This window comes from Rhodococcus ruber (assembly GCF_016804345.1).
Taxonomy (GTDB): domain Bacteria; phylum Actinomycetota; class Actinomycetes; order Mycobacteriales; family Mycobacteriaceae; genus Rhodococcus; species Rhodococcus ruber.
Window position 1 is genome coordinate 36,028 of record NZ_CP044211.1, and the last position, 21,323, is coordinate 57,350.

A 21,323-nucleotide genomic window follows, 5' to 3' on the forward strand; every position below is an offset into this window, starting at 1 on the left:
ATGGTGTCGAACCCCTTGCCGGCGAATCAGATCCGCCACTGGATGTGCTTGACCTCGAGGTACTCGCGCATCCCCCACTCGCCGAGTTCACGGCCGACGCCCGAGCGCCCGTAGCCGCCGAACGGCGCGTCCGGACGCATGGCGCCACCGCCGTTGATCCACACCGTTCCGGCCCGGATCTTCTCGGCCACGCGGCGCGCCTCGACCGGGTCGTCGCACCAGACGTTCGCGGCGAGACCGAAGGGGGTGTCGTTGGCGAGGCGGATGGCTTCCTCGGTGTCCTTGAACGGCAGGATCACCGCGACGGGGCCGAAGATCTCCTCCTGCACCGCACGCGCGTTGTGCGGAAGGTTGCCGAGCAGAACCGGATTGACGAACCAGCCCTTCTCCGGCACCGGCTTGGTCACCTCGAGCAGCTTCCTGCCGCCCTCGGCCGCCGCACTGTCGATGAAGCCCTGCACGCGGTTCTGGTGGTCGGGCCGGATCATCGGGCCGATGTTCGTCGCACGGTCCCAGGGATCGCCGACGACCATCTGGTCGAATGCCGACGCGCCGGCCTCGAGGAACTCGTCGTAGACCGAGTCGTGCACCAGCAGCCGGGCGAGGGCCGCGCAGCCCTGCCCGCCGTTGCGGGACCAGCGCAGGTGCATCTCGACGGCGATCTTCTGCACGTCCACACCGGGCAGCACGATGTTCGGCGACTTGCCGCCGAGCTCGAGGGTCACCCCGGCCAGGTTCGCGGCGGCCTGCTCCATGATCTTCGCGCCCACACCGTCGGATCCGGTGAAGGACACCCGGTCCACGCCGGGATGCGAGGACAGCCGCTGCCCGACGTCGGCGCCGCCGATGACGACGTTCATCACGCCCGGCGGCAGGCCGGCCTCGCGGATCAGATCGCCCAGGAAGAGGGTGGTCAGCGGGGTGCGCGGGGACGGCAGCAGCACCACGGTGCAGCCGGCGGCGAGCGCGGCGCCGAACTTGAAGATGGCCAGGTTCAGCGGGTAGTTGTAGCCGGTGATCGCCGCGACGACACCCACCGGCTCGTACACGACGTCGCTCATCGTCGGCACCGGCTTGTCGTACTCGCCGAGGTGGACGGTGCGGTCGGTCTTCGCCGCTTCGGCCGCCCACCGGAGGTGCTCGTCGACGGCCATCTTGACCTGCAGGTACTCGGCGAGCGAGACCGGGGTACCGACCTCGTTGACGATCGAGGGCAGCAGCCGGTCGGCGGCCTTCTCGAGCACGTCGGCGAAGCGGTGGATGTGGCGGGAGCGTTCCTCGCCGCTCAGGGCCGACCAGGCCGGGAAGGCGGCGCGGGCCGCGGCGACGGCGTCGTCGACCTGGTCGGTGGAGGCGCCGCCGACGGTGGCGATGACCTCTTCGGTGGCCGGGTTGTAGACGTCCCACGTGTCACCGGCCGGCTCGACCTCCCGGTCGCCGATCAGCAGGGTCCGGGTCTCGGGAACCCAGTCCTTCAAGGGGAATTCGGTTTCGGGCGCTGCAGTCATCTCAGGCACCTTCCTCGGTGGTGGGGCGCTTGGCCATCAGGCCGACGCGCTCGAGCAGGCAGACCAGTTCGTCGCGCTGGTTGAAGCCGCGGTGTTCGAACCACACGATGCCGCTGTCGGTGCGGCTCTCGGATTCACGCTTCTTCAGGATGGTGGTCTCCGCACGCAGGGTGTCGCCGTGGAAGACCGGATTCGGGAACTTGACCTTGTCGTAGCCGAGGTTCCCGAGGGTGGTCCCCATGGTCAGCTCGGGAACGTGGAACGCACCGATCAGCGCGACGGTGAACAGGCTGTTCACCACCCGCTGCTTGTGGATCGTCGTCTTGCAGAATTCCTCGTCGAGGTGCAGCGGCTGGATGTTCATCGTCAGCGAGGTGAACATCACGTTGTCCATCTCGGTGACGGTGCGGGTCATCGAGTGCTTGTAGTGCTTCCCGACCTCGAACTCCTCGAAGTACAGACCGCGCATCACCGTTCACCTCTCCGTAGGATCGCCTCGGCTCGCTCAAGCCATTGAATTGCCTTGTCGTAGTGGGCCTTGTCGATGTGCAGGCCGCGATACCGCAGCGCACCGACGCCCTCCGCCTCCGCCTTCTCGTAGGCTTCGGCGAGCCCGCGGTAGAACTCGAGGTCCTGCTCCGACGGGCTGAACACGTCGTTGACGGTGGCCACGTGGGAGGGGTGGATCGCAATCATCCCGCGGAACCCGAGCCGGCGGCCGCGCACCGCGAAGTCGCGAAGCCCGTCCAGGTTCTCGAGATCCTCCCACAGACCGGTCAGGGCGTGGATGCCGGCCTCCCGGCAGGCGAGCAGCACCCGGCTGCGCAGGTAGAGCGTCTCCTGCCCCTCCGGGGTCCACTCGTAGCCGACCTCGCGGGCGATGTCGGCGTGCTCGGCGGACGGACCGATCATCGCACCGACGCGCGGCGATGCGGTGGCCACCTCGAGGCAGTTGTGGATGGCGCGCACCGTCTCGACCGGGACGATGTACTCGAGCCCGTCGACGCCGTTTCGCATCTCGAAGTGGTCGAGCAGGGCGTCGTAGCGCAGGACGTCGGTGGCCTGCTCGATCTTCGGGGCGAAGATTCCGGTCAGCCCGGGCACCACGACCGCCTCGAGATCGGCGCCGGTCAGCCGGGTCGCGAGCGGGTTGACCCGCACGAACAACCCGACTTCCCGGTTCGTTTCACGCACGCGGGCGATGGATTCGGCCACGGTCGCGCGGGCCGCCGCCTTCTCCGCGGCGGGCACCGAATCCTCGAGGTCGAGCACCACGCAGTCGGCGCCGGCGGCGATCGCCTTGTCCACCCACTTCGGGCGGTGCCCCGGGACGAACAGGATCGAACGATACGGCTGCACGTCGCCCTCCTAGTAGCTTCGCGGCAAGCCCAGCACGTGCTCGGCCGTGTAGTTGAGGACCATCTCCTGGCTGATCGGCGCGATCCGCATGAGGCGGGCCTCGCGGAAGTACCGCTCGACGTGGAACTCCTTGCCGTACCCGAAGCCGCCGTGGGTCTGCAGAGCCACGTCCGCGGCGTAGAAGCCGGCCTCGGCGCACAGGAACTTCGCCGCGTTCGCCTCGCGGCCGCACGGCAGTCCCTGATCGACCATCCACGTCGCCTTGTCCAGGACCGCCTCGGCGGCGTCGAGCCGGATGCGCGCCTCGGCGAGCTGGAACGCGATGCCCTGATTCTGCCCGATGGGACGGCCGAAGACCTCGCGCTGCTTGGCGTAGTCGACGCCGCGGCGCAGCGCCGCCTCACCGATGCCGAGCGCGGCGTTCGCGGAGATGACCCGCTCGGCGTTGAGGCCGCCGAGGATCGTGCGGAAGCCGTGCCCGACCTCGCCGACGACGTCCTCGTCGGCGACGAACAGCTCGTCGATGAACAGTTCGTTGGTGTCGACGGCGTTGCGGCCCATCTTGGGGATCGGCCGGATCTGCACCTTGCTGCGGTCCATCTCGGCGAACATCAGCGTCATGCCGGCGGTGCGCTTGGCGTTCTCGTCGCGGGGGCTGGTGCGGCACAGCAGGAGCATGCGCTCGGCCTCCTGCGCCTTGGTGATCCACACCTTCTTGCCGGACACCAGCCAGCCGCCGTCGACCTTCTTGGCGAAGGTGCGGATGTTGGTGGTGTCCGTGCCGGCGTCCGGCTCGGTGACGGCGAACGACGTGTGCAGCTCACCGGTGACGACGCGCGGCAGGTACTTGCGCTTCATCTCCTCGGAACCGTGGTGGATGATCGGCTCGAACCCGAAGATGCCGATATGTACCGCGCTGCACCCACCCATGCCGGCGCCGGACGCGGCGATCTCCCGCTCGACGATCGCGGCCTCGGTGACGCCGAGGCCGCCGCCGCCGTACTCCTCCGGGACGGTCAGACCCATCCAGCCGCCCTCGGCCATGGCGTTGTAGAACTCCCACGGGAACTCGTGGGACTCGTCGTGTTCGGCCCAGTACTCGTCGGGGAACCGCTTGCACAGATCGCGGATCCCCCGCCGGATCTCCTCGTGCGTCTCGTTCTTGCTGTAGTCCATCTCGGTTGCCTTTCCGGCCGTCAGACCGCAGGAACCGCGGTGCGGTCGCTGTCGGAGACCGCGGTGCGGTCGTAGGTGTCGGGGGTGATGCCCTCCTCGCGCAGGACCGCCTTGCGGACCTTCTCCGACGGCGTCTTCGGCAGTTCGCCGACGAATCGAAGGTAGCGCGGGATCGCGAAGGCCGGAATCCGGCCGTCGCACCAGGCCAGGATCTCCTCCGGGCCGACGTCACCGGTGCCCACCACCGTCGCGAGGACCTCGTCCTCACCGCCCTCGACGTCGGCGGGGACACCGATCACCGCGCACTCGACGACGGCCGGGTGGCCGAGGACCGCCTGCTCGATCTCGTAGGAGCTGATGTTCTCGCCGCGACGGCGCAACGCGTCCTTGTAGCGGTCGACGAAGTAGAACCAGCCGTCCTCGTCCTTCTTGAGGGCGTCGCCGGTGTGGAACCACAGATTGCGCCACGCCTCGAGCGTCTTCTCCGGCATGTTGTAGTACCCCATGCTGCACGTCCACGGCTGCACCGGACGCACGACCAGCTCGCCGACCTGCCCGACCTCGACCTCGCGGTCCGTCTCCGGGTCGACCAGGCGGATGTCGAACCACTCCGAGGCGGCGAGTCCGGCCGCGCCGGGCGGCCGGGGCACCCCGTAGGGCGCGACGATCGGTGCGCAGGTCTCCGTGAGCCCGAACGCGTCGACGAACGCCTCGATGCCGTAGCGCTTCTTGAACTCGTCGACGATCGAGGACGCCGTGGGCGCCGCGTACACGCAGCGCAGGCGGTTGTCCAGGTCGTTCTCGCGCGGCGGCTGCTTCCACGCGAAGTCCATCATGACCCCGACGAAGTTGGTGACGGTGACGTCGTCGTCGCGCACGTGGTCGATCCAGCGGCTCGCGCTGAACTTCGGTCGCACCACGGCCCGCGCGCCGGCCACCAGTGCGGGATAGACCGCCATGAACTGGGCGTTGCCGTGGAACAGCGGGGTGGTGGTGAGGTAGGTGTCCTCCCGGGTGAGCCGGGTGAAGCACACCACCTCCTGCGCGAAGAAGTACAACTGCGAGTTCGGCATGGCCACGCCCTTGGACGGGCCGGTGGTCCCGGAGGTGAAGAAGATCGCCCCGAGATCCTGGGGCCGGGCCTGCGGAAGCTCCTGCACCTCGCCCGATTCCAGCGTCTCCCACGCTTCGGCGTCCCACCCGTGGGCGCGCAGCAGGTCGACTGCGCGGTCCCGGTTTCCGGTGCCCGAGTCGATCACCCAGAACTTCTCGATGCCGCGCGCATGCTCGGCGATCGTCACGAAGCGTTCGGCGTAGGTGTCGTCGATCACCGCCCACCGCGGCTCGACGGTCACCACCTGGTGACGGAGGAACTCGCCCTCGTAGTTGGTGTTGATCGGCACCTCGACGAGCGCGCCGACGGCCGTGGCGAACCAGGAGCGCACGAGCTCGGACGAGTTCTGCGCCATGATGACGACGCGCTCGCCCTGCTGCGCACCGGTGCGGTACCAGGTGCTCGCGATCCGCTCGGCGGAGGAGAGCATCTCGGCGTAGGTGAAGCGCCGGTTCTCCTCCGGTGTGACGAGGAACTCCGAATCCGGCTGGGACGCAGCGTACGTGCGCAGCACGTGGTTCAGCGTCCAGTCCTCCGGATCGGTGAAGGTCGGTTTCAGGTCGGTGTAGGTCTGCATCAGGACAACTCCCGGTTCGCGGGGATCGCGGTGATCGACGGAACGATTTCCTTGCCGAGCCGGGCGATGGCCGCGATGGTCTCGTCCGCGTCCATCGTCGGCCACTGCGGACGCATCAGCAGCGGGTCGACCGGCATGGTGGTCACCAGGTCGGTCAGCTGCGCGACGACCTGCTCGGGGTCACCGACGACGGCGTGGCTCGACACCGCCTTCGCGAACTCGTTCTCGAGGTCGGTGCCCTTCATGACGTCGAGGCCCTTGTTCGCGTAGGTGAGGTAACGGCCCTGCGCCACCCGGGCGTATTCCTGCATCGCCTGCTCGCGGGTGTCGGCGACGAGCACGTTGCGGCGCAGCGGCTGGGGACCGAATTCCTTGCCGCGTTCGGCGAAGAGATCACGGACGACCCGGAAGCGTTCGAGCACTTCCTCTTTCGGGGTTTCCGGCGGTGTCGCGTAGGCGTCACCGTACTTGCCGGCACGGCGGACACCGCCCATCGCGTGCGCACCGATCCAGATCGGCGGGTGCGGATCCTGCACCGGGAACAGGTGCGGCTTGACGCCCTCGAGCTGGAAGTACTTGCCGTGGAAGGTGACCTCTTCCTCCGTCCACAGCTTCTTCATGATCTGCAGCGACTCGTCGAACCGCCCGGCGCGCTGCTTGAACGGGATGCCGAGGTAGTCGAATTCCTCGGGCCGGTAGCCGAGCCCGGCACCGAAGATCAACCGGCCCTCGGTGACCACGTCGAGCGTGGCGATCTCCTCGGCCAGCATCACCGGGTGGTACAGCGGCGCGATCATGATCTGGGTGACGAGCTTGACGTTCGGCTCGACGTGCGCGGCGAGGCGGGCGAGCAGCGGCACGGGCTGCAGCCACCGCAGTTCCCCGTAGAGGAAGTGCTGACCGATCGCGATGTATGTGAAGCCGTTCTCCTGCGCCGCATCGACGATGCGCAGTACATCCTTGAACTGCTGTGCGGGGCTCACCGACTTCGGAACGTCGCTGAGCAGCAAGCCGACCTGAACCATGGTCCTGTCCTCCCGGTCGAAGTGGTCGTTACTGAGCGGTGAGTCCGCCGTCGACCGGAATGGTCACGCCGGTGATGTAGCTGGCATCGTCACTGTTGAGGAAGGCGATCACCGAGGCGATCTCCTCCGGCTGCGCGCCCCGGCCCAGCGGGATGGTGGCGACGAAGTCCTTGGTCAGAGCCGAGACGTCGGCGCCGGGCTCGCGGCCGAAGAACTGCGAGAGCATCGGGGTGACGACCTGTCCCGGGCAGATGACGTTGACCCGGATGCCGTCCTTCGCGCCGAGCAGGGCGAGGGAGCGGCCGAACGGGACGAGCGAGCCCTTCGTCATCGAGTAGATCGGGCTGAAGGGCGAACCGATGAGCGCCGACGTCGACGACGTGAGCGTCACCGACCCCTTGCCTTCGGCCTTCTTCAGCAGCTCGAACCCGAGCGTCGTGGAGTAGTACGCGCTCTTGACGTTGACCGCGATGTTCTTCTCCCACTGCGCGTCGTCCACGTCGAGGCCGCCCGGACCGGGCATGCCGACCTGGGCGTGCAGTGCGTGCAGGACTCCGTGGTCGGCGTCGATCTTGCCGAACAGCGAGCGGAGATCAGCTTTGTTCGTCGCGTCCACCCGCATCGGAGTGGCCTGACCACCCTCGGCCCGGATCTCCTCGGCGACGGCGACCGCCCCGTCCTCGGACAGGTCGGCGACGTACACGTGACCGCCCTCCTGGGCGATGCGATGACTGATCGCGCGGCCCATGCCCGAACCGCCGCCGATGATCGCGGCGATACGTCCCTCGTAACGACCCAGCATTTCGTTCACCTCGTTCTCGATAAGTTCTTCGTTGATTGCAATGTCAGGCGCGCTGATCGAACGTACGGCCGAGGAGCTCGGAGACGATCCGGGTGCGCTGCATGGTCGGTGTACCGCCGGCCAGCGCCCACCCGTGCGAATCGCGGTGCAGCCGCTCGATTCCGAACTCCTCGGTGTACCCGTTGCCGCCGTGCAGCTGGATGGCCAGGTCGGTGACGCGCTTGGCCATTTCGTTGGCGGTGCACTTGGCGAGGGAGACCTCGAGCGGGTCGGGCAGGCCGTCGGTGATGTTGGCGACGGCGCGGTCGCGGAGCAGACGGGCGGCCTCGACCTGCAGGACCATGTCGGCGAGGGTCATCTGGACGGACTGGAACTCCACGAGCGGCTTGCCGAACTGGTGGCGCTCCTGCACGTAGGTGAGGGTGCGGTCGAGCGCCTCCTGTCCGATGGCCAGGCTCATAGTCGTGTTGCCCAGGCGCTCGATGGTGAACGCCCCGAACAACTTCCGGAAGCCACCGGCCTCCGCGACGATGTTCTCCTCCGGGACGACCACGTCGTCGTAGAAGATGTCGGCCGACGGGATGCCCCGGAAGCCCATGAGCTTCTCGCGCGCGCCGTAGCTGATGCCGGGCCGGTCGGCCTCGACGAGGACTGCTCCGATGCCCTTGGCGCCGGGGGCGTCGCCCATGCGGCAGTAGGTGAGGTAGACGTCGGCCTCGCTACCGTTGGAAATCCACCGCTTCATGCCGTTGATCACGACACCCTCGTCGGTGCGCACGGCCTTGGTCGTCATGTCGGTGGCGGCGGAGCCGGCGTCGGGCTCGGAGATCGCGACCGCCATGGTCTTCTCCCCCGCGACGATCTGCGGCAGGAACGTCTTCTTCTGGTGTTCCGTGCCGAGTCGGGCGATGGCCTGAGCCGGCCCGGTGTTGGATTCGAAGATCTGGAAGGCCGCCGGCCGGCAGACCTTCGCGAACTCCTCGATCACCGCCAGGGCGTGGGACAGCGGGGCGCCGGAGCCTCCGTACTCCTCCGGCAACGAGATGCCGAGGTACCCCAGTTCGCCGAGGAAGCGGCGCTCGTCGTGCGGGAAGGCGGTGCGTTCGAGATCCCACTGCGCAGCCTTCGGTGCGTAGCGCTCCCGGGCTACGGTCGCCGCGGCCGCACGGATGTCCCGGAGCTCGTCGTCGACGTGCGCTTTCGCCATGTCCCCACCTTTCTGTGTTCATCATTAACCTAAAGCGCCCGCCAGGTGTGGTCAAGGTCACTCAGTTCAATAACTCACATACTAACCATGATAATGATTAAGAGGCAACGGGTTGCCCCGCACTTCTCTCGTGTCGTGCGGCACCGCCGGAGCGTCACCCTTCCCCGACTGCACGTCATGATGTGTAATACATCACAATCGTTATCATTATTCAGGGAGGTCACATGACGACCGTCGATCCGCGTCCCGGCACCCTCGAGGAGCTGGCTCGCCGCCTCACCCGACTCGAGGACCGCGCCCGCATCCAGGACCTCGTCGCCGCCTACGCCATCGCGGTGGACGATCACGACATCGAGACGCTGCTGTCGCTGTTCACCGAGGACGGCGAATTCGAACGGGCCGGCTCCGTCGCCCACGGGCACGAGGAGATCCGCGAGTTCTACGTCGCCGCCATGGACAGGTACAGCCTGACCCTGCACTCCCCGCTCAGCGACCAGATCTGCGTCGACGGTGACACTGCTCGCGGATTGCTCACGGGCAGAGCCGAACTCGCACTCGACGGCACGCTCGTGATGGCTGCGTACCGGTACTCCGACGAGTACGTCCGCGACCGTGACCGATGGCTGTTCCGGCGACGGAGCCTGCGGTTCATGTACGCCGTGCCGTTCGAGAAGATGAACGCAGGACTGTGTACAACCGAACGCATCCAGTGGCCCGGCACCCACCCCCAGCGCGCCGACTTCCCCGAAAGCCTGCCCACCTGGTCCACCTACCGGTGACCCTCGGTGTGATGCACGCCATATCGGGCGTAGGGTCGTGGTCTATAGTAACCATCATCATGAATTAGTCCCGCGAGTGGAGGAGAGCCCATGACCCGCGCCGTCATCGTCGATGCCGTCCGGTCCCCCGTCGGCCGGGGCAGAGCGCAGGGCGCGCTGGCCGGCGTGCACCCCAGCGATCTGCTCGGCCAAGTCCTTGCCGGACTGGTCGCCCGCAACGACCTCGACCCCGGGCTGATCGACGACGTCGTCATCGGCTGCGTCAACCAGTCCGGCGAACAGTCCGCCACCCCGGGCCGGCAGGCCCTGCTCGCGGCCGGATTTCCCACCCACGTGCCGTCGGTGACCGTCGAACGCAAGTGCGGCTCCGGCCAGCAGGCGATCGACTTCGCGGTCCAGGGCATCGCCGCCGGGGCGTACGACATCGTCGTCGCCGGCGGCGTCGAATCGATGAGCCGGGTCCCCATGGGATCGGCGGCGATGGGCAAGGACCCGCACGGCCCCGCCGTCCGCAAGCGCTTCCCCGATCTCGTCCCGCAGGGCATCGCGGCGGAACTCGTCGCGCAGAAGTGGGCCCTGAGCCGGGCCGAGCTGGACGAGTACTCGGCCCGCTCGCACGAGCGCGCCGCACACGCCCGTGCCGCCGGATGGTTCGACGGCGAGATCGTCCCCGTCACGACCCCCACCGGGGTGGTCACCGCCGACGAGACCATCCGTGAGGGCACCACCGCCGAGCGCCTCGCCGGACTGCCCGCGGCCTTCGGCACCGACACCTGGCGTGAGCGCTTCCCCGACCTGGATTGGAAGGTCACCGCGGGCAACTCCTCGCAGATCTCCGACGGCGCGTCCGCCCTGCTGATCATGTCCGAGGCGAAAGCCGCCGCCCTCGGTCTGCGCCCCCGGGCCGCGATCGTGGCCTCCGCCGTCGTGGGTGACGATCCCACCCTCATGCTCACCGGCCCCATTCCCGCCACCGAGAAGGTCCTCGCGCGGGCCGGCCTGTCGGTCGCAGACATCGCCGCCTTCGAGGTCAACGAGGCGTTCGCGTCCGTCCCCCTCGCCTGGCAGCGCGAGATCGGTGCGTCCGACGACGTCCTGAACCCGGTGGGCGGCGCCGTCGCCCTCGGGCACCCGCTGGGCGCGTCCGGGGCCCGGCTGGCGACCACGCTGATCAGCCACCTCGAACGCACCGGCGGCCGCTACGGCCTGCAGACCATGTGCGAGGCCGGCGGCATGGCCAACGCGACGATCGTGGAACGACTCTGAATTCCTTTTGCAGACAGGAGAAGTCATGGACATGACCAACGGATCGGCGGTCGTCACCGGCGGGGCCTCCGGCCTCGGCCTGGCCACCGTCAAGCGCTTCGTCGGCCTCGGCGTGCCGACGGTGATCCTCGACCTGCCCACCTCGGACGGGGAGGTCGTCGCCAAGGAACTCGGTGAGCTCGCCGTGTTCGCCCCGGCCGACGTCACCGATCCCGACGCGGTGAACCGCGCGCTCGACGCGGCCGAGGAACGTGCTCCCCTCCGCGCCGTCGTGCACTGCGCCGGCCGCGGCGGCACCGTCCGCGTCGTCGAGAAGGACGGCACCCCCGGCTCGCTCGACATGTACGAGAACCTGATCCGGATCAACCTGATCGGCTCGTTCAACGTGCTGCGCCTGTCGGCGGCCCGGATGGTGAACAACGAACCCGTCGACGGCGAACGCGGCGTCGTCGTCCTCACCGCGTCGGTCGCAGCCTGGGAGGGGCAGATCGGCCAGATCCCCTACGCCTCCGCCAAGGCCGGAGTCGTCGGCATGACGCTCGTCGCCGCCCGTGACCTCTCGCGGAAGCTGGTGCGGGTCAACAGCATCGCCCCCGGAACCTTCGACACGCCGATCCTGTCCCGGTTCTCGCAGGAGATCCGCGACGGTCTCGCCGCCCAGACCCCGCACCCCGCCCGGCTCGGGCAGCCCGACGAGTACGCGAAGCTCGCCCTGTCGATCGTGGACAACGCGATGATCAACGGCGAGACGATCCGCATCGACGGTGCGATCCGCATGCAGCCCCGATAGGAGACAGACATGGACACCCCCGTACACGTCGAACAGTCCGACGGCGTGCAGATCATCACGATCAACCGGCCCGAGGTGCGCAATGCGATCAACACCGAGACCGCCGTCGCGATCGCTGCCGCCCTCGAGGAACTCGACGCCCGCGACGATCTCGTCGCCGGCGTCGTCACCGGTGCCGGGAAGACCTTCTGCACCGGCATGGACCTGAAGGCCTTCCTCGCCGGCGAACGCCCTTCGGTCGAAGGTCGCGGCTTCGCAGGCATCACCGAGAAATCCTCCGACAAGCCGATCATTGCGGCGGTCGAAGGGCACGCCGTCGCAGGCGGTTTCGAGATCGTGCTCGCGTGCGACCTCGTCGTCGCGTCGGAGACCGCCGTCTTCGGCCTGCCGGAGGTCAAGCGCGGCCTGCTCGCCGGGGGTGGCGGTCTGCTGCGGTTGCCGCGCAAGGTTCCCCATCAGCTCGCCGTCGAATGGAGCCTCACCGGCGAGTACTTCACGGCGCACACGGCGTACGAGGCGAAGCTGCTCAACCGGCTCGTCCCCGAGGGGCAGGCGCTGGCCGAGGCCGTCGCGCTGGCGAAGGCGATCGCGAAGAACGGCCCGCTCGCGGTGCGCGCCACCAAGCAGATCATCGCGCAGGCCCGGGACTGGTCCAACGACGAGGAGTTCGAGCGCATGCGCGAGATCTACGAACCGGTGCGTTCCTCCGCCGACGCGAAGGAAGGCGCACTGGCGTTCAAGGAGAAGCGCGAACCGGTCTGGCAGGGACGCTGACCGAACGAGACGGGGCCCGGGGATCTCTCCCCGGGCCCCGTCTCGTATTCGTGCCCCGCATTCGGACCGAATGTCACATCGCGTCGATCCGATCGACGCGATGTGACATTCGGCCACAAGAAAAGAGTCAGGCCGACGGCGTCGACACGAGCACCTCACGGCTGCCGTCCCATTCGACGAGCACACCCGGGGTCCGCATGTCGTGGCCCTCGAACGTGATCTCGCCCTGCGCACCGTCGAAGCCCTCCGCGGTGACCTGCTCGAGGCCGCGCTGGATGTCCTCGCGGGACGCGCCGCCGGACGCCTTGATCGCCCGGGCCAGCAGCCAGGCGGCGTCGTACCCCTCGGCCGCGTAGTTCAACGGGTCCTCGTTGTACTTCGCCCGGTACGCCGCGACGAACTCCTGGGACGAGGCTGCCGGCTGGTCGAGGGTGAAGTTCGCGGTCCAGAACATGCCCGCCCCGTCCGCCCCCGCGGGAACGAGGTTCTTCGCGCCGGCACCGGTCTGGCCCAGCACCGGTCCCGTGTACCCGGCCTGACGCAACTGCCGCATGGCCGTGGCGTTCTGAGCGCCGGTGAGCAGCATCGCCACCGCGTCGGGCCGCTCCCCGGCGATCTTCGTCGCCGACGACGCGAAGTCCTGGGTGGTGTTCTGCACGGACGTGGTCGAGACGATCTCGTAGCCGTGCTCGGACCGGCCTTCGGGAAGGTTCTTCTCCGCCATCTCCGCCAGCGCCGGGTTGGCGGCGTTGAACAGCACGCTGACCCGCTCGACCCCGAGGTCCTCGAGGTGAGCCAGGGAGGTGCCGATGTGCGTGGTCTGCGGCGGCGTCGCCCGGAAGGTGAAGTCGCCGCCGAGCACACCGTCGCTGGCGGACTGCGTGTAGACGGTCGGCAGCTTCGCCCGGTCCACGATCGGGGAGATCGCGATGGCCTGAGCGCTGGAGATGCCGCCGAGCAGCGCGCTGACCGACCGGTCCGCCGTCGCCTCCGTCGCCTGGCTCACGGCGGTCTGCGTGTCGCTGGCCGCGTCCCGGCTCTCGAGCACGAGCTTCGACTCACCGAGGAACCCACTGCTGTTGACCTGTTCGACGGCGAGTTCGATGCCCCGGAACTGGGGCAGGCCACCGAAGGCGGTCAGACCGGTCTTGTCGGTCACCGAGACGACCTTGATCTCGGCGGGCATCTCGCCGGACCCGACGGTCCCGCCGCCGCCCGACCCGCACGCGGTGGTCAGGGCGAGACCGGCGACACCGGCGAACGCGGCGACGGCAATACGTGTGTTCTTCATTCTCTTCCGTTCTCGGTTCAGTTGTCGGTTCCGGTCAGCGCGGCTTCACCGAGGAAGGCCAGCACCACCGACGAGTGGTTGCGCGCCTCGTCGACCGGCCCGGAGTACACCGATTCACCGCGGTTGACGACGACGACGTCGTCCGCGATCCGCATGCCGGCCTCGGCGTTCTGCTCGACCATGAGGACGCCGATGCCACGGTCCGCGATGGTGCGCACGCTGGCCATGACGCGGTCGACCACGGCGGGGGCCAACCCCATGGACGGCTCGTCCATGAGGATGTAGTCGGGCTGCGACATGAGGCTGCGGCCGAAGGCGAGCATCTGCTGCTCGCCGCCGCTGAGCAGGCCGGCGGGGCCGGACTGCCGTTCCTCCAGGATGGGGAACATCTCGAACACGGTCCGCATCGACTCCTCGCGGGCCTTCTTCGACGCCACCAGGCCGCCGATCTTGAGGTTCTCGTACACGGTGAGCGAACCGAACACCTTGCGTCCCTCGGGCACCAGCGAGATGCCGCGCTTGAGGATCCGGTGGGCGGGCCATCCCTTGATCGACTCCCCGTCGACGAGGACGTCGCCGGAGGTGGGCGTGGTCAGGCCTGCGACGGTGCGCAGCGTGGTGGTCTTGCCGGCGCCGTTGGCACCGAGGACGAGCGTCACCCGTCCCGGCCGCGCGGTGACGGACACCCCGCGTACCGCACTGACCTTGCCGTAATCGACGTGCAGATCACGAATCTCGATCATCGTTGTCCTGCTTTCCGAGGTAGGCCTCGCGCACCGCCGGATCGCGCACCACGTCGGCGGGGGCACCGGAGGCGATGAGCTGTCCGGAGTTCATGGCGAACAGGTGATCGCAGACGTCCACCATCATCTGCACGTCGTGTTCGACGATCAGCTGGGTGAGTCCTTCCGCACGCAGGTCGGACATCAACCGGCCGATCTCCTCGCGTTCGAAGCGATTCATGCCGGCGGTGGGTTCGTCGAGCAGCAGCAGCTTCGGCGACATCACGATCGCGCGGGCGATCTCGACCCGGCGCTGCAGGCCGTACGAGAGCTGACCCGGACGCAGCTTCTCCTTGCCGTCGAGTCCGGTGCGTTCGAGCGCGGTGTGCACGGCCGCCTCGGCGGCGTCGCGCTCGGTACTGTCGACCCGTCGCCACCACCGTCGCGGTCCCGCGATCAGGTCGTGCCCGAGCTGGACGTTCTCGTGCACGGTGAGATCGTCGAGGAGGCGGACCGTCTGGAAGGTGCGTCCGATGCCGAGCCGGGCCACCTGCTCGGGCCGGACGCCGGAGAAGTCGCGGTCCTCGAAGTACATCGATCCACGGGTCAGGGGCGTGAGCCGGGTGACGGCGCCGAGCAGGGTGCTCTTGCCCGAACCGTTGGGCCCGAGGATTCCGGAGATCAGACCGCGCTCGAGACCGAGGGTGATGCCGTCGACGGCCTTGATGCCGCCGAAGTGGACCGCGAGGTCCTCGACCCGCAGCACCTGGTCCGGAACCCGCCGGCCGGGAACGCCCTCGTGGGGAACGGCTTCGGTGGTCATCGCGATTCTCCTGTCGGGGCGGAGTGGGCGCCGGTGCCCGCGAGTTCGGCACCGAGTTCGGCGGCGGCCTCGTCGTCGGCGGCGTCGGCGCGACGTTCCGCTTCGGCCTCGTCCTCGAGCGCCGCGCTGTCGCGGCGGGCAGCGCGGCGACGGTACAGGTCGGTGACGACGCCGGTGATGCCGCCGGGCATGAAGATCGCGGCGATGGCGACGATGATGCCGTAGACGATGCTCTGGTAGGTGCCCACCTGCTCGAGCATCACCGGCAGCCAGGTGAAGATGAGGGCACCGATGAGCACGCCGAGCCAGGACCGGGAGCCACCGACGATGATGATCGTCAGCGCGAGCACGATCAGCGGGAAGCCGATGTTCTCCGGGGCGATGGCCGTCATCATCAGGATGTTCAGGGCGCCACCGAGCGCGCCGAGCACACCGCTGATCACGAAGGACATCCGGCGGTAGCGGGCGACGTTGATGCCCATGGCCGAGGCGAGTTCCGGGTCTTCGCGGACCGCCTCGATGCGCCGGCCCATGCTGCCGCGCTCGCTGAAGATCATCGCTGCGACGACGACGGCGCAGACGACGGCCAGGTGCGGAACGGAGATCTCCGGGGTGGTGAGCACGCCGAACAGGCCGACCGAGCCACCGGTGAGTTCACCGCCGTTGTGGGCGACGACGGTGACGATCATGACGAACGCGACGGTGGCCATGGCCAGGTACAAGCCGGTGAGACGTTGCAGGATCAGCGAGAGCAGGTATCCGGTGACCGCGCAGATCGCGACGATGGCGGCGGTCGCGGAGATCGCGTCGAACCCGTAGTGCAGCACGAAGATCGCGGTGCCGTAGGAGCCCATGCCGTAGAACGCGGCGCCGGCGAAGGAGAACACTCCCATCCGGAACTGGATCTGGATGCTCAGCGCGAGCAGCAGGACCGTGAACGTGCTCTGGATGAGGACGATGTTGGAGAAGTAGAAGTCGCTCATACCCGTCGCACCTCCTTCCTTCCGAAGATGCCCTGCGGCCGCAGCAGCAGAACCACGAGGATGAGGCCGAAGCCGACGGCGTCGACCCAGCCGCCCCCGGTGTAGCGGAGCACCAGGACCTCGGAGAACGCGAGCACCATGGCGCCGAGGGCGGCGCCGCCGGTGCTGCCCACGCCGCCGAGGATGATGATGGCGAATGCCTTGATGAGCAGGGTTTCACCGCTCTCGGCCGTGATGGCGCCGAGGTTGTAGGTGAGCAAGGCACCGGCGAGACCGGCGAGGCCGCCCGACACCGCCATGGTGAGCAGGGACAGCTGGCGCCGCTTGACGCCCATCAGTTCGGCGGTCTCCGAGTCCACGCCGATCGCCCGCAGGGCGAGGCCGTGGCTGGTGTTCTTGAGCCAGAAGGAGATCGCCAGCGTGAGGATCAGGGCGCAGCCGAGCACGATGAGTCCCGTGCTCGTCAGTCGCAGGCCGCCGAGGGTGTAGACCGACGTCTCGTACGAGCTGCCGAGGAAGCCGAACGGCTCGCTCAGCGTGCGGAACTGCACGATCGCCACCGGGATGGTGCCGATTCCGATACCGCCGATGAGGATCTGCAGCTCGGCCGTCCGCTGGTTCTTGGCCCGGCGCAGGATCGGCTGGAACGCGAAGACGTCGATGGCCGCGGAGAGCGCGGCGCCGACCACGACGGAGATCAGGCAGACGGTGACGAGCCCGAGCCCGACGTTGGAGACGATCTGGGAGGCCACGAACGCGGAGAACATGAAGATCCCGCCGTGGGCGAAGTTGAGGATGTCGATCGTTCCCCAGGAGATGCTCATTCCCAGGCAGAAGAGCAGGTAGATGGAGCCGAGCACGAGTGCGTCGATCACCAGCTGTGACATGACCCCTGCCTTCCTCCGGCCGGGTTGCCCCGGTGACTGTGCGATGTTCCGGTCATTCGTCGAACTCCTTGGTGCACGGGTGCGGTGAGGTCCGCACTATTCCGTCGATTCCTGGCCGTCGAGCAGCACTTCTTCCGTGCCGTTCCATTCGACGAGCACGCCGTCGACGCGCATGTCGTTGCCTTCGAAGCGCACCGGCCCGAGCGCGCCGTCGAAGCCCTCGGCCACGACCTGCTCGAGACCGCGCTGCAGGTCGTCGCGGGACGCACCGCCCGAGTTCTTGGCGGCGTGGGCGAGCATCCAGGTCGCGTCGTAGCCCTCGGCGGCGTAGTTCAGCGGGTTCTCCCCGTTGTACTTGGCGCGGTACGCCTCGACGAACTGCTGGGACGTCTCGTCCTTCTGGTGGAAGCTGAAGTCGGTGGCCCAGTACATTCCGGCTCCCGCGGCTCCCGCGGGGGCGAGGTTGCCCGCGCCGGCGGCCGGGTTGCCGACGACGGGGCCGGTGTAGCCCGCCTGACGCAGCTGCGACATGGCGGTGGAGTTGCCGGCACCGACGAGCAGGACGATCACGGCGTCGGGATTCTCGCCGGCGATCTTCGTTGCGGTGGTGCCGAAGTCCTGGGTGGTGGCCTGGACGGAGGTGCTCGACAGGATCCGGTAGCCGTACTTGTCCTGGCCCTCGGGGATGGTCTTCTCCCCGAGTCCCGCGAGGGTGACGTTGCCCGCGTTGTAGAGCACGCTCACGGTCTCGACGCCCTGCTGCTGCAGCCGCTCGAGCGCCTTGACGAAGTAGGTCTCCATCGGCGCCGTCGCGCGGTAGGTGTAGTCGCCGATGACGACGCCCTCGCTGCCGGACTGGGTGAAGATCGTCGGCAGCCCGGCTCGCTCCACGAGCGGGGCGATCGCGACGGCGTGGGCGCTGAGGACCGGGCCGAGGAGGGCACTGACGCTCTTGTCGGTCAGCGCCTCCGTGGCCTGACTGACGGCGGTCTGCGTGTCGCTCGCCGAATCACGCTTCTGCAGAACGATCTTCGAATCGCCCAGATATTCCTGGTCGTTGATCTCCTGGATGGCGAGCTCGATGCCCCTGAGCTGACTGTTCCCGACGTACGCCGTGGTGCCGGTCTGGTCGGTCACGGAGACGACCTTGATCTCGGCCGGTAGATCACCGTCGGCGACGGTGCTGTTCCCCCCGGAACTGCAGGCGGCCGCGAAGAGGACGCCGAACGCGCTCGCGGCACCGAGCAGGCGGCGCCGGACTTTCCGGTCGACTCGAGACATGTGTGCACCTTCCGGTCGAATGATATGCATCATTAGTCGTGATGCCCGTCACAGTAGAGCCGCGTGCGGGAAATGTCCAGAGTTCGATCCGAACATGCGCAGGAATTATCGGCGGGTGGGGACGGCTACGGGAGCCACGGCGACGGCCGGCGCCCACCGCCCCCGCCCTGCTGCCGCGACGGCCACGCAGAACAGCACAAAAATCGTTACCGCACCCGCGGATCCGTAGGAGTAGCCCCACGCGGACGACAGCGCGCCGGCCACCAGGATCATCACCGCCGCGAAGCCGTACGACGAGCATGCATACAGCGACGTGCTCCTCCCCTGCTCCACCGGCGTCATCCCGGCGGTGAGCAGGATGAGGCCCTGCGCGTAGGCGAACCCCTGGCCGATGCCCCACAGGAAGCTGCCGGCCAGCACCGGCCACAACGTGTGCGCGAGGAGCCCGGCGGCGACGAGCACGCCGCCGCCGGCGAGCAGGAGCAGGCACAGGCCGGGCCCCGGGGCGCGGCCCGCGGCCCGGGCGACGTAGGGACCCAGCCAGGCGGTGACGAGCAGGATGATGGCCGCGAGGACGCCGATCACCATCAACTCGGATCCGATCCCGTCCCGCAACGCGGACGGCAGCACGCCGACGGCGATGCCGCCGACAGTCCACCCGGCCGCCCCCAATCCGTAGGCGGGCAACGCGTTCCGGGACGACCCGACGTCCGGATGGGACGGGAGAGGCCCGGGCGGCCGGGAGGGCTCGTCGTGCCGGAGGGCGGCGAGCCGGCGCCTGCTGCGCCACAGCGCGGCGGCGAGCAGCAGTCCCGAGAGCACGAGCGAGACGGCATGCAGCCGGTATATGAGCACGGTGGGTTCCGGAAGCAACTGGGCGACGGTGGCCGCGGCGACCAGACCGAGGAACGAGCCGGCGATCGCGCCGGTCGCCGCGAGGGTGCGGCCCGCGTCACCGCGCGCCGCCACGGCCAGCGTGGCGGCGGATCCCGTTGCGAGCCCGACACATGTTCCGGTCAGCGCGCGACCGACGAAGAGCAGCCAGGCCGTATCCGCCCCGGACCACAGGGCGACGTCGCCGAGCAGCCCGACGACGAGCGCCCCGGGCAGAACGGCCCACGCGAACCGCCCGAGCGAGGTCCGGCTCACGAGCAGGAACATCGACACCAGGGCGACGAAGTACGTCACGAACAGGGCGGCCAGCACGAACGGGGACAGGCCCAGATGATCCTCGTACAACGGGAGGATCGGCCCCGGAATGTTGGACCCGACGACGGCGAACGTGAAGGCGGCCGCCACCGCGGCTCCGAGGAGCACCGAACCCCGGCCGGGTCGGTCCGCCCGGACCGCGATCATGCCCGTACGGGCAGACTCTTCACCGACGGCGGGTCGTACTCGGTCTTTCCGATCTTGGAAGCGCCGCCCGGCGAGCCGATCTCGACGAAGAAGTCGGCATTGATCTGGGTGTAGCCGGCGCGGTCCTCGGGGACGTCGTCCTCGAAGAAGATGGCCTCGACGGGGCAGACCGGCTCGCACGCGCCGCAGTCGACGCATTCCTCCGGGTTGATGTACATCATCCGGCCGCCCTCGTAGATGCAGTCCACCGGACACTCTTCGATGCAGGCCTTGTCGAGGACGTCGACACAGGGCTCGGTGATGGTGTAGGTCACTGCGCACTCCTCCGATTCGATCACCGCGTGATTTAAGTCATAATCATATTCATTGATTGCGGGGTGTCAATGGGTGTCGGCTGCGAGTGCCTCGACGACCGGCCTGCGGCGCATCACCGCGACCCCGGCTCCGCACACGCAGGCCAGGAAGAACCCGCAGAAGGCGTAAGTCGCGGGACGCAAGCCGATTCCGTCCGCCAGAAACCCCAGACCGAGGATTCCCGACCCGACGGTGGCGTATCCGGCGAGCCACACCATGGACACCACCTCGGCGGTCCGCCCCTCCGGGGCGTACCCGCGTGCGAGGGTGAGCCCGGCGAGCTGCGCCAGGCTCTGGCCCAGACCCGCCGCGACCGCCGCCACGACGATCACGGGCACCGAGGCGGCGCCGACCGCCGCGGCGATGAGCACCGCGGCCAGGGCGGAGACCGAGAGTCCCACCACCGCGACCCGGTAGATGCCCATCCGCCGGACGAGGAACTGAGCCCCGGCACCGGCACCGAAGACGACGAACGACACCGCGCCGGCGAGGGTGCGGCTGTCGTTGCCGAGCAGGTCGGCGATCAGGGCCGGGCCGAGGGAGATGAACAGCCCCGCCAGCGCGAAGGGGCTGCCGGCCACGGCCATGGCCAGCACGACGGTTCCCGCGATCTCGCGCGGGATACTCGGCAGCTGCACCCAGCGCCCGCTCACCCCGGCCGGGCGACCGCCGACGGCGGTCAGCGGTATCGCGGCTGCCGCCAGGGGAACGATCAGCACCAGGAAGACCAGGTGGGTGGGCGCCGGCGCCACGTCGGCCAGCACCCCGGAGAGCAGCGGCCCCACGGCCGACCCGGCGACGGGTGCTGCGCTCGCATACAGCGCCGCGCGCCCGCCGCGACCGGGGCCGAACGCGTCGGCGATCGCCGCCGATCCCGCCGCGCCGAATGCCCCCGAGGCGAGGCCGATGAAGAACCGCCCCGTCTCGAGCCACAGCGGCGTGCGGGCCGTCGCGAACACGAGGCAGGCCACGATCGCGAGGCCCAGGGCCGGCAGCAGGACGGCTCGCCGCCCGAACCGGTCCGACGCGCGCCCACCGAACACCAGCGCCACCACCGATCCGACGATGTAGCTGACGAAGATGAGGCTGACCGTGCTGGGTGGGAACCCCATCTCGCGCTGCCACACCACGTACAGCGGGGCCGGGGCGTTGCTCGCGGCGAACACGAGGAACACCGAGAGTGCGATCCACGACGGCCGGGCCACCCGGCGCCTTTCCAGAATCCCGACCGACACGCGGCCTCCCTATT

General features: G+C 68.7%; 21 protein-coding genes. 4 read left to right on the forward strand and 17 right to left on the reverse strand.

Annotated features, from left to right (window positions below; all coding sequences use genetic code 11):
- Window positions 1–26 precede the first annotated feature (26 nt).
- The 8 genes from F1734_RS00170 to F1734_RS00205 are packed head-to-tail and all read right to left on the reverse strand — an operon-like array spanning window position 27 to window position 8,768.
- Window positions 27–1,508 (reverse strand): aldehyde dehydrogenase family protein, encoded by a 1,482-nt coding sequence (locus F1734_RS00170; protein WP_010594032.1) that lies wholly within the window; start codon window positions 1,506–1,508, stop codon window positions 27–29.
- A 1-nt stretch (window position 1,509) separates the two neighbouring features.
- Window positions 1,510–1,977, reverse strand: a complete 468-nt coding sequence (locus F1734_RS00175; protein ID WP_003938466.1) for a MaoC family dehydratase — start codon at window positions 1,975–1,977, stop codon at window positions 1,510–1,512.
- Window positions 1,977–2,867 (reverse strand): HpcH/HpaI aldolase/citrate lyase family protein, encoded by an 891-nt coding sequence (locus F1734_RS00180; protein WP_010594033.1) that lies wholly within the window; start codon window positions 2,865–2,867, stop codon window positions 1,977–1,979. Before F1734_RS00180 ends, F1734_RS00175 begins: the two co-directional genes overlap by 1 nt.
- 9 nt (window positions 2,868–2,876) lie before the next feature.
- The gene (locus F1734_RS00185; protein ID WP_003938468.1) at window positions 2,877–4,043 is read right to left on the reverse strand and encodes an acyl-CoA dehydrogenase family protein; all 1,167 of its coding nucleotides are present in this window, start codon (window positions 4,041–4,043) and stop codon (window positions 2,877–2,879) included.
- 20 nt (window positions 4,044–4,063) lie between these two features.
- Complete coding sequence (locus F1734_RS00190) at window positions 4,064–5,734, reverse strand: AMP-binding protein (protein WP_010594034.1); 1,671 nt, start codon at window positions 5,732–5,734, stop codon at window positions 4,064–4,066.
- The gene (locus tag F1734_RS00195; protein WP_003938470.1) at window positions 5,734–6,759 is read right to left on the reverse strand and encodes an LLM class flavin-dependent oxidoreductase; all 1,026 of its coding nucleotides are present in this window, start codon (window positions 6,757–6,759) and stop codon (window positions 5,734–5,736) included. The genes F1734_RS00190 and F1734_RS00195 overlap by 1 nt, the downstream gene beginning before the upstream one ends.
- Before the next feature lie 28 nt (window positions 6,760–6,787).
- Window positions 6,788–7,561 carry an SDR family NAD(P)-dependent oxidoreductase gene (locus F1734_RS00200; RefSeq protein ID WP_203011757.1) on the reverse strand — a complete coding sequence of 258 codons (774 nt, stop codon included), beginning with the start codon at window positions 7,559–7,561 and terminating at the stop codon, window positions 6,788–6,790.
- Window positions 7,562–7,604: 43 nt separating this feature from the next.
- Complete coding sequence (locus F1734_RS00205) at window positions 7,605–8,768, reverse strand: acyl-CoA dehydrogenase family protein (protein WP_048771423.1); 1,164 nt, start codon at window positions 8,766–8,768, stop codon at window positions 7,605–7,607.
- Window positions 8,769–8,992: 224 nt separating this feature from the next.
- On the opposite strand from F1734_RS00205, the gene F1734_RS00210 reads away from it, so the two are divergent.
- From F1734_RS00210 to F1734_RS00225, 4 genes are all read left to right on the forward strand, one after another.
- Window positions 8,993–9,547, forward strand: a complete 555-nt coding sequence (locus tag F1734_RS00210; RefSeq protein ID WP_040271093.1) for a nuclear transport factor 2 family protein — start codon at window positions 8,993–8,995, stop codon at window positions 9,545–9,547.
- A 90-nt stretch (window positions 9,548–9,637) separates the two neighbouring features.
- Window positions 9,638–10,813, forward strand: a complete 1,176-nt coding sequence (locus tag F1734_RS00215) for a thiolase family protein (RefSeq protein ID WP_048771421.1) — start codon at window positions 9,638–9,640, stop codon at window positions 10,811–10,813.
- Window positions 10,814–10,838: 25 nt separating this feature from the next.
- On the forward strand, window positions 10,839–11,603 hold the full coding sequence (locus F1734_RS00220; RefSeq protein WP_017680065.1) for an SDR family NAD(P)-dependent oxidoreductase: 765 nt from the start codon (window positions 10,839–10,841) through the stop codon (window positions 11,601–11,603).
- A 9-nt stretch (window positions 11,604–11,612) separates the two neighbouring features.
- Window positions 11,613–12,377: a crotonase/enoyl-CoA hydratase family protein gene (locus tag F1734_RS00225; protein WP_017680066.1), complete on the forward strand. Its 765-nt coding sequence runs from the start codon at window positions 11,613–11,615 to the stop codon at window positions 12,375–12,377.
- A gap of 127 nt (window positions 12,378–12,504) precedes the next feature.
- On the opposite strand, the gene F1734_RS00230 is transcribed toward F1734_RS00225, so the two are convergent.
- The 9 genes from F1734_RS00230 to F1734_RS00270 form a co-directional block, all read right to left on the reverse strand.
- The gene (locus F1734_RS00230; protein ID WP_048771417.1) at window positions 12,505–13,668 is read right to left on the reverse strand and encodes an ABC transporter substrate-binding protein; all 1,164 of its coding nucleotides are present in this window, start codon (window positions 13,666–13,668) and stop codon (window positions 12,505–12,507) included.
- Window positions 13,669–13,685: 17 nt separating this feature from the next.
- Window positions 13,686–14,411: an ABC transporter ATP-binding protein gene (locus F1734_RS00235; RefSeq protein ID WP_017680068.1), complete on the reverse strand. Its 726-nt coding sequence runs from the start codon at window positions 14,409–14,411 to the stop codon at window positions 13,686–13,688.
- Entirely contained in the window at window positions 14,395–15,213 is an 819-nt protein-coding gene (locus tag F1734_RS00240; RefSeq protein ID WP_010594043.1) for an ABC transporter ATP-binding protein, read from the reverse strand. The genes F1734_RS00235 and F1734_RS00240 overlap by 17 nt, the downstream gene beginning before the upstream one ends.
- Window positions 15,210–16,196: a branched-chain amino acid ABC transporter permease gene (locus F1734_RS00245; RefSeq protein ID WP_010594044.1), complete on the reverse strand. Its 987-nt coding sequence runs from the start codon at window positions 16,194–16,196 to the stop codon at window positions 15,210–15,212. Before F1734_RS00245 ends, F1734_RS00240 begins: the two co-directional genes overlap by 4 nt.
- Window positions 16,193–17,083: a branched-chain amino acid ABC transporter permease gene (locus F1734_RS00250; RefSeq protein ID WP_010594045.1), complete on the reverse strand. Its 891-nt coding sequence runs from the start codon at window positions 17,081–17,083 to the stop codon at window positions 16,193–16,195. Before F1734_RS00250 ends, F1734_RS00245 begins: the two co-directional genes overlap by 4 nt.
- Before the next feature lie 96 nt (window positions 17,084–17,179).
- Window positions 17,180–18,364 (reverse strand): ABC transporter substrate-binding protein, encoded by a 1,185-nt coding sequence (locus F1734_RS00255; RefSeq protein WP_010594046.1) that lies wholly within the window; start codon window positions 18,362–18,364, stop codon window positions 17,180–17,182.
- A 105-nt stretch (window positions 18,365–18,469) separates the two neighbouring features.
- Window positions 18,470–19,720 carry an MFS transporter gene (locus F1734_RS00260; RefSeq protein ID WP_059174540.1) on the reverse strand — a complete coding sequence of 417 codons (1,251 nt, stop codon included), beginning with the start codon at window positions 19,718–19,720 and terminating at the stop codon, window positions 18,470–18,472.
- Complete coding sequence (gene fdxA, locus F1734_RS00265) at window positions 19,717–20,034, reverse strand: ferredoxin (protein WP_010594048.1); 318 nt, start codon at window positions 20,032–20,034, stop codon at window positions 19,717–19,719. The genes F1734_RS00260 and fdxA overlap by 4 nt, the downstream gene beginning before the upstream one ends.
- A gap of 66 nt (window positions 20,035–20,100) precedes the next feature.
- Window positions 20,101–21,309: an MFS transporter gene (locus tag F1734_RS00270; protein ID WP_230831579.1), complete on the reverse strand. Its 1,209-nt coding sequence runs from the start codon at window positions 21,307–21,309 to the stop codon at window positions 20,101–20,103.
- Window positions 21,310–21,323: the final 14 nt, after the last annotated feature.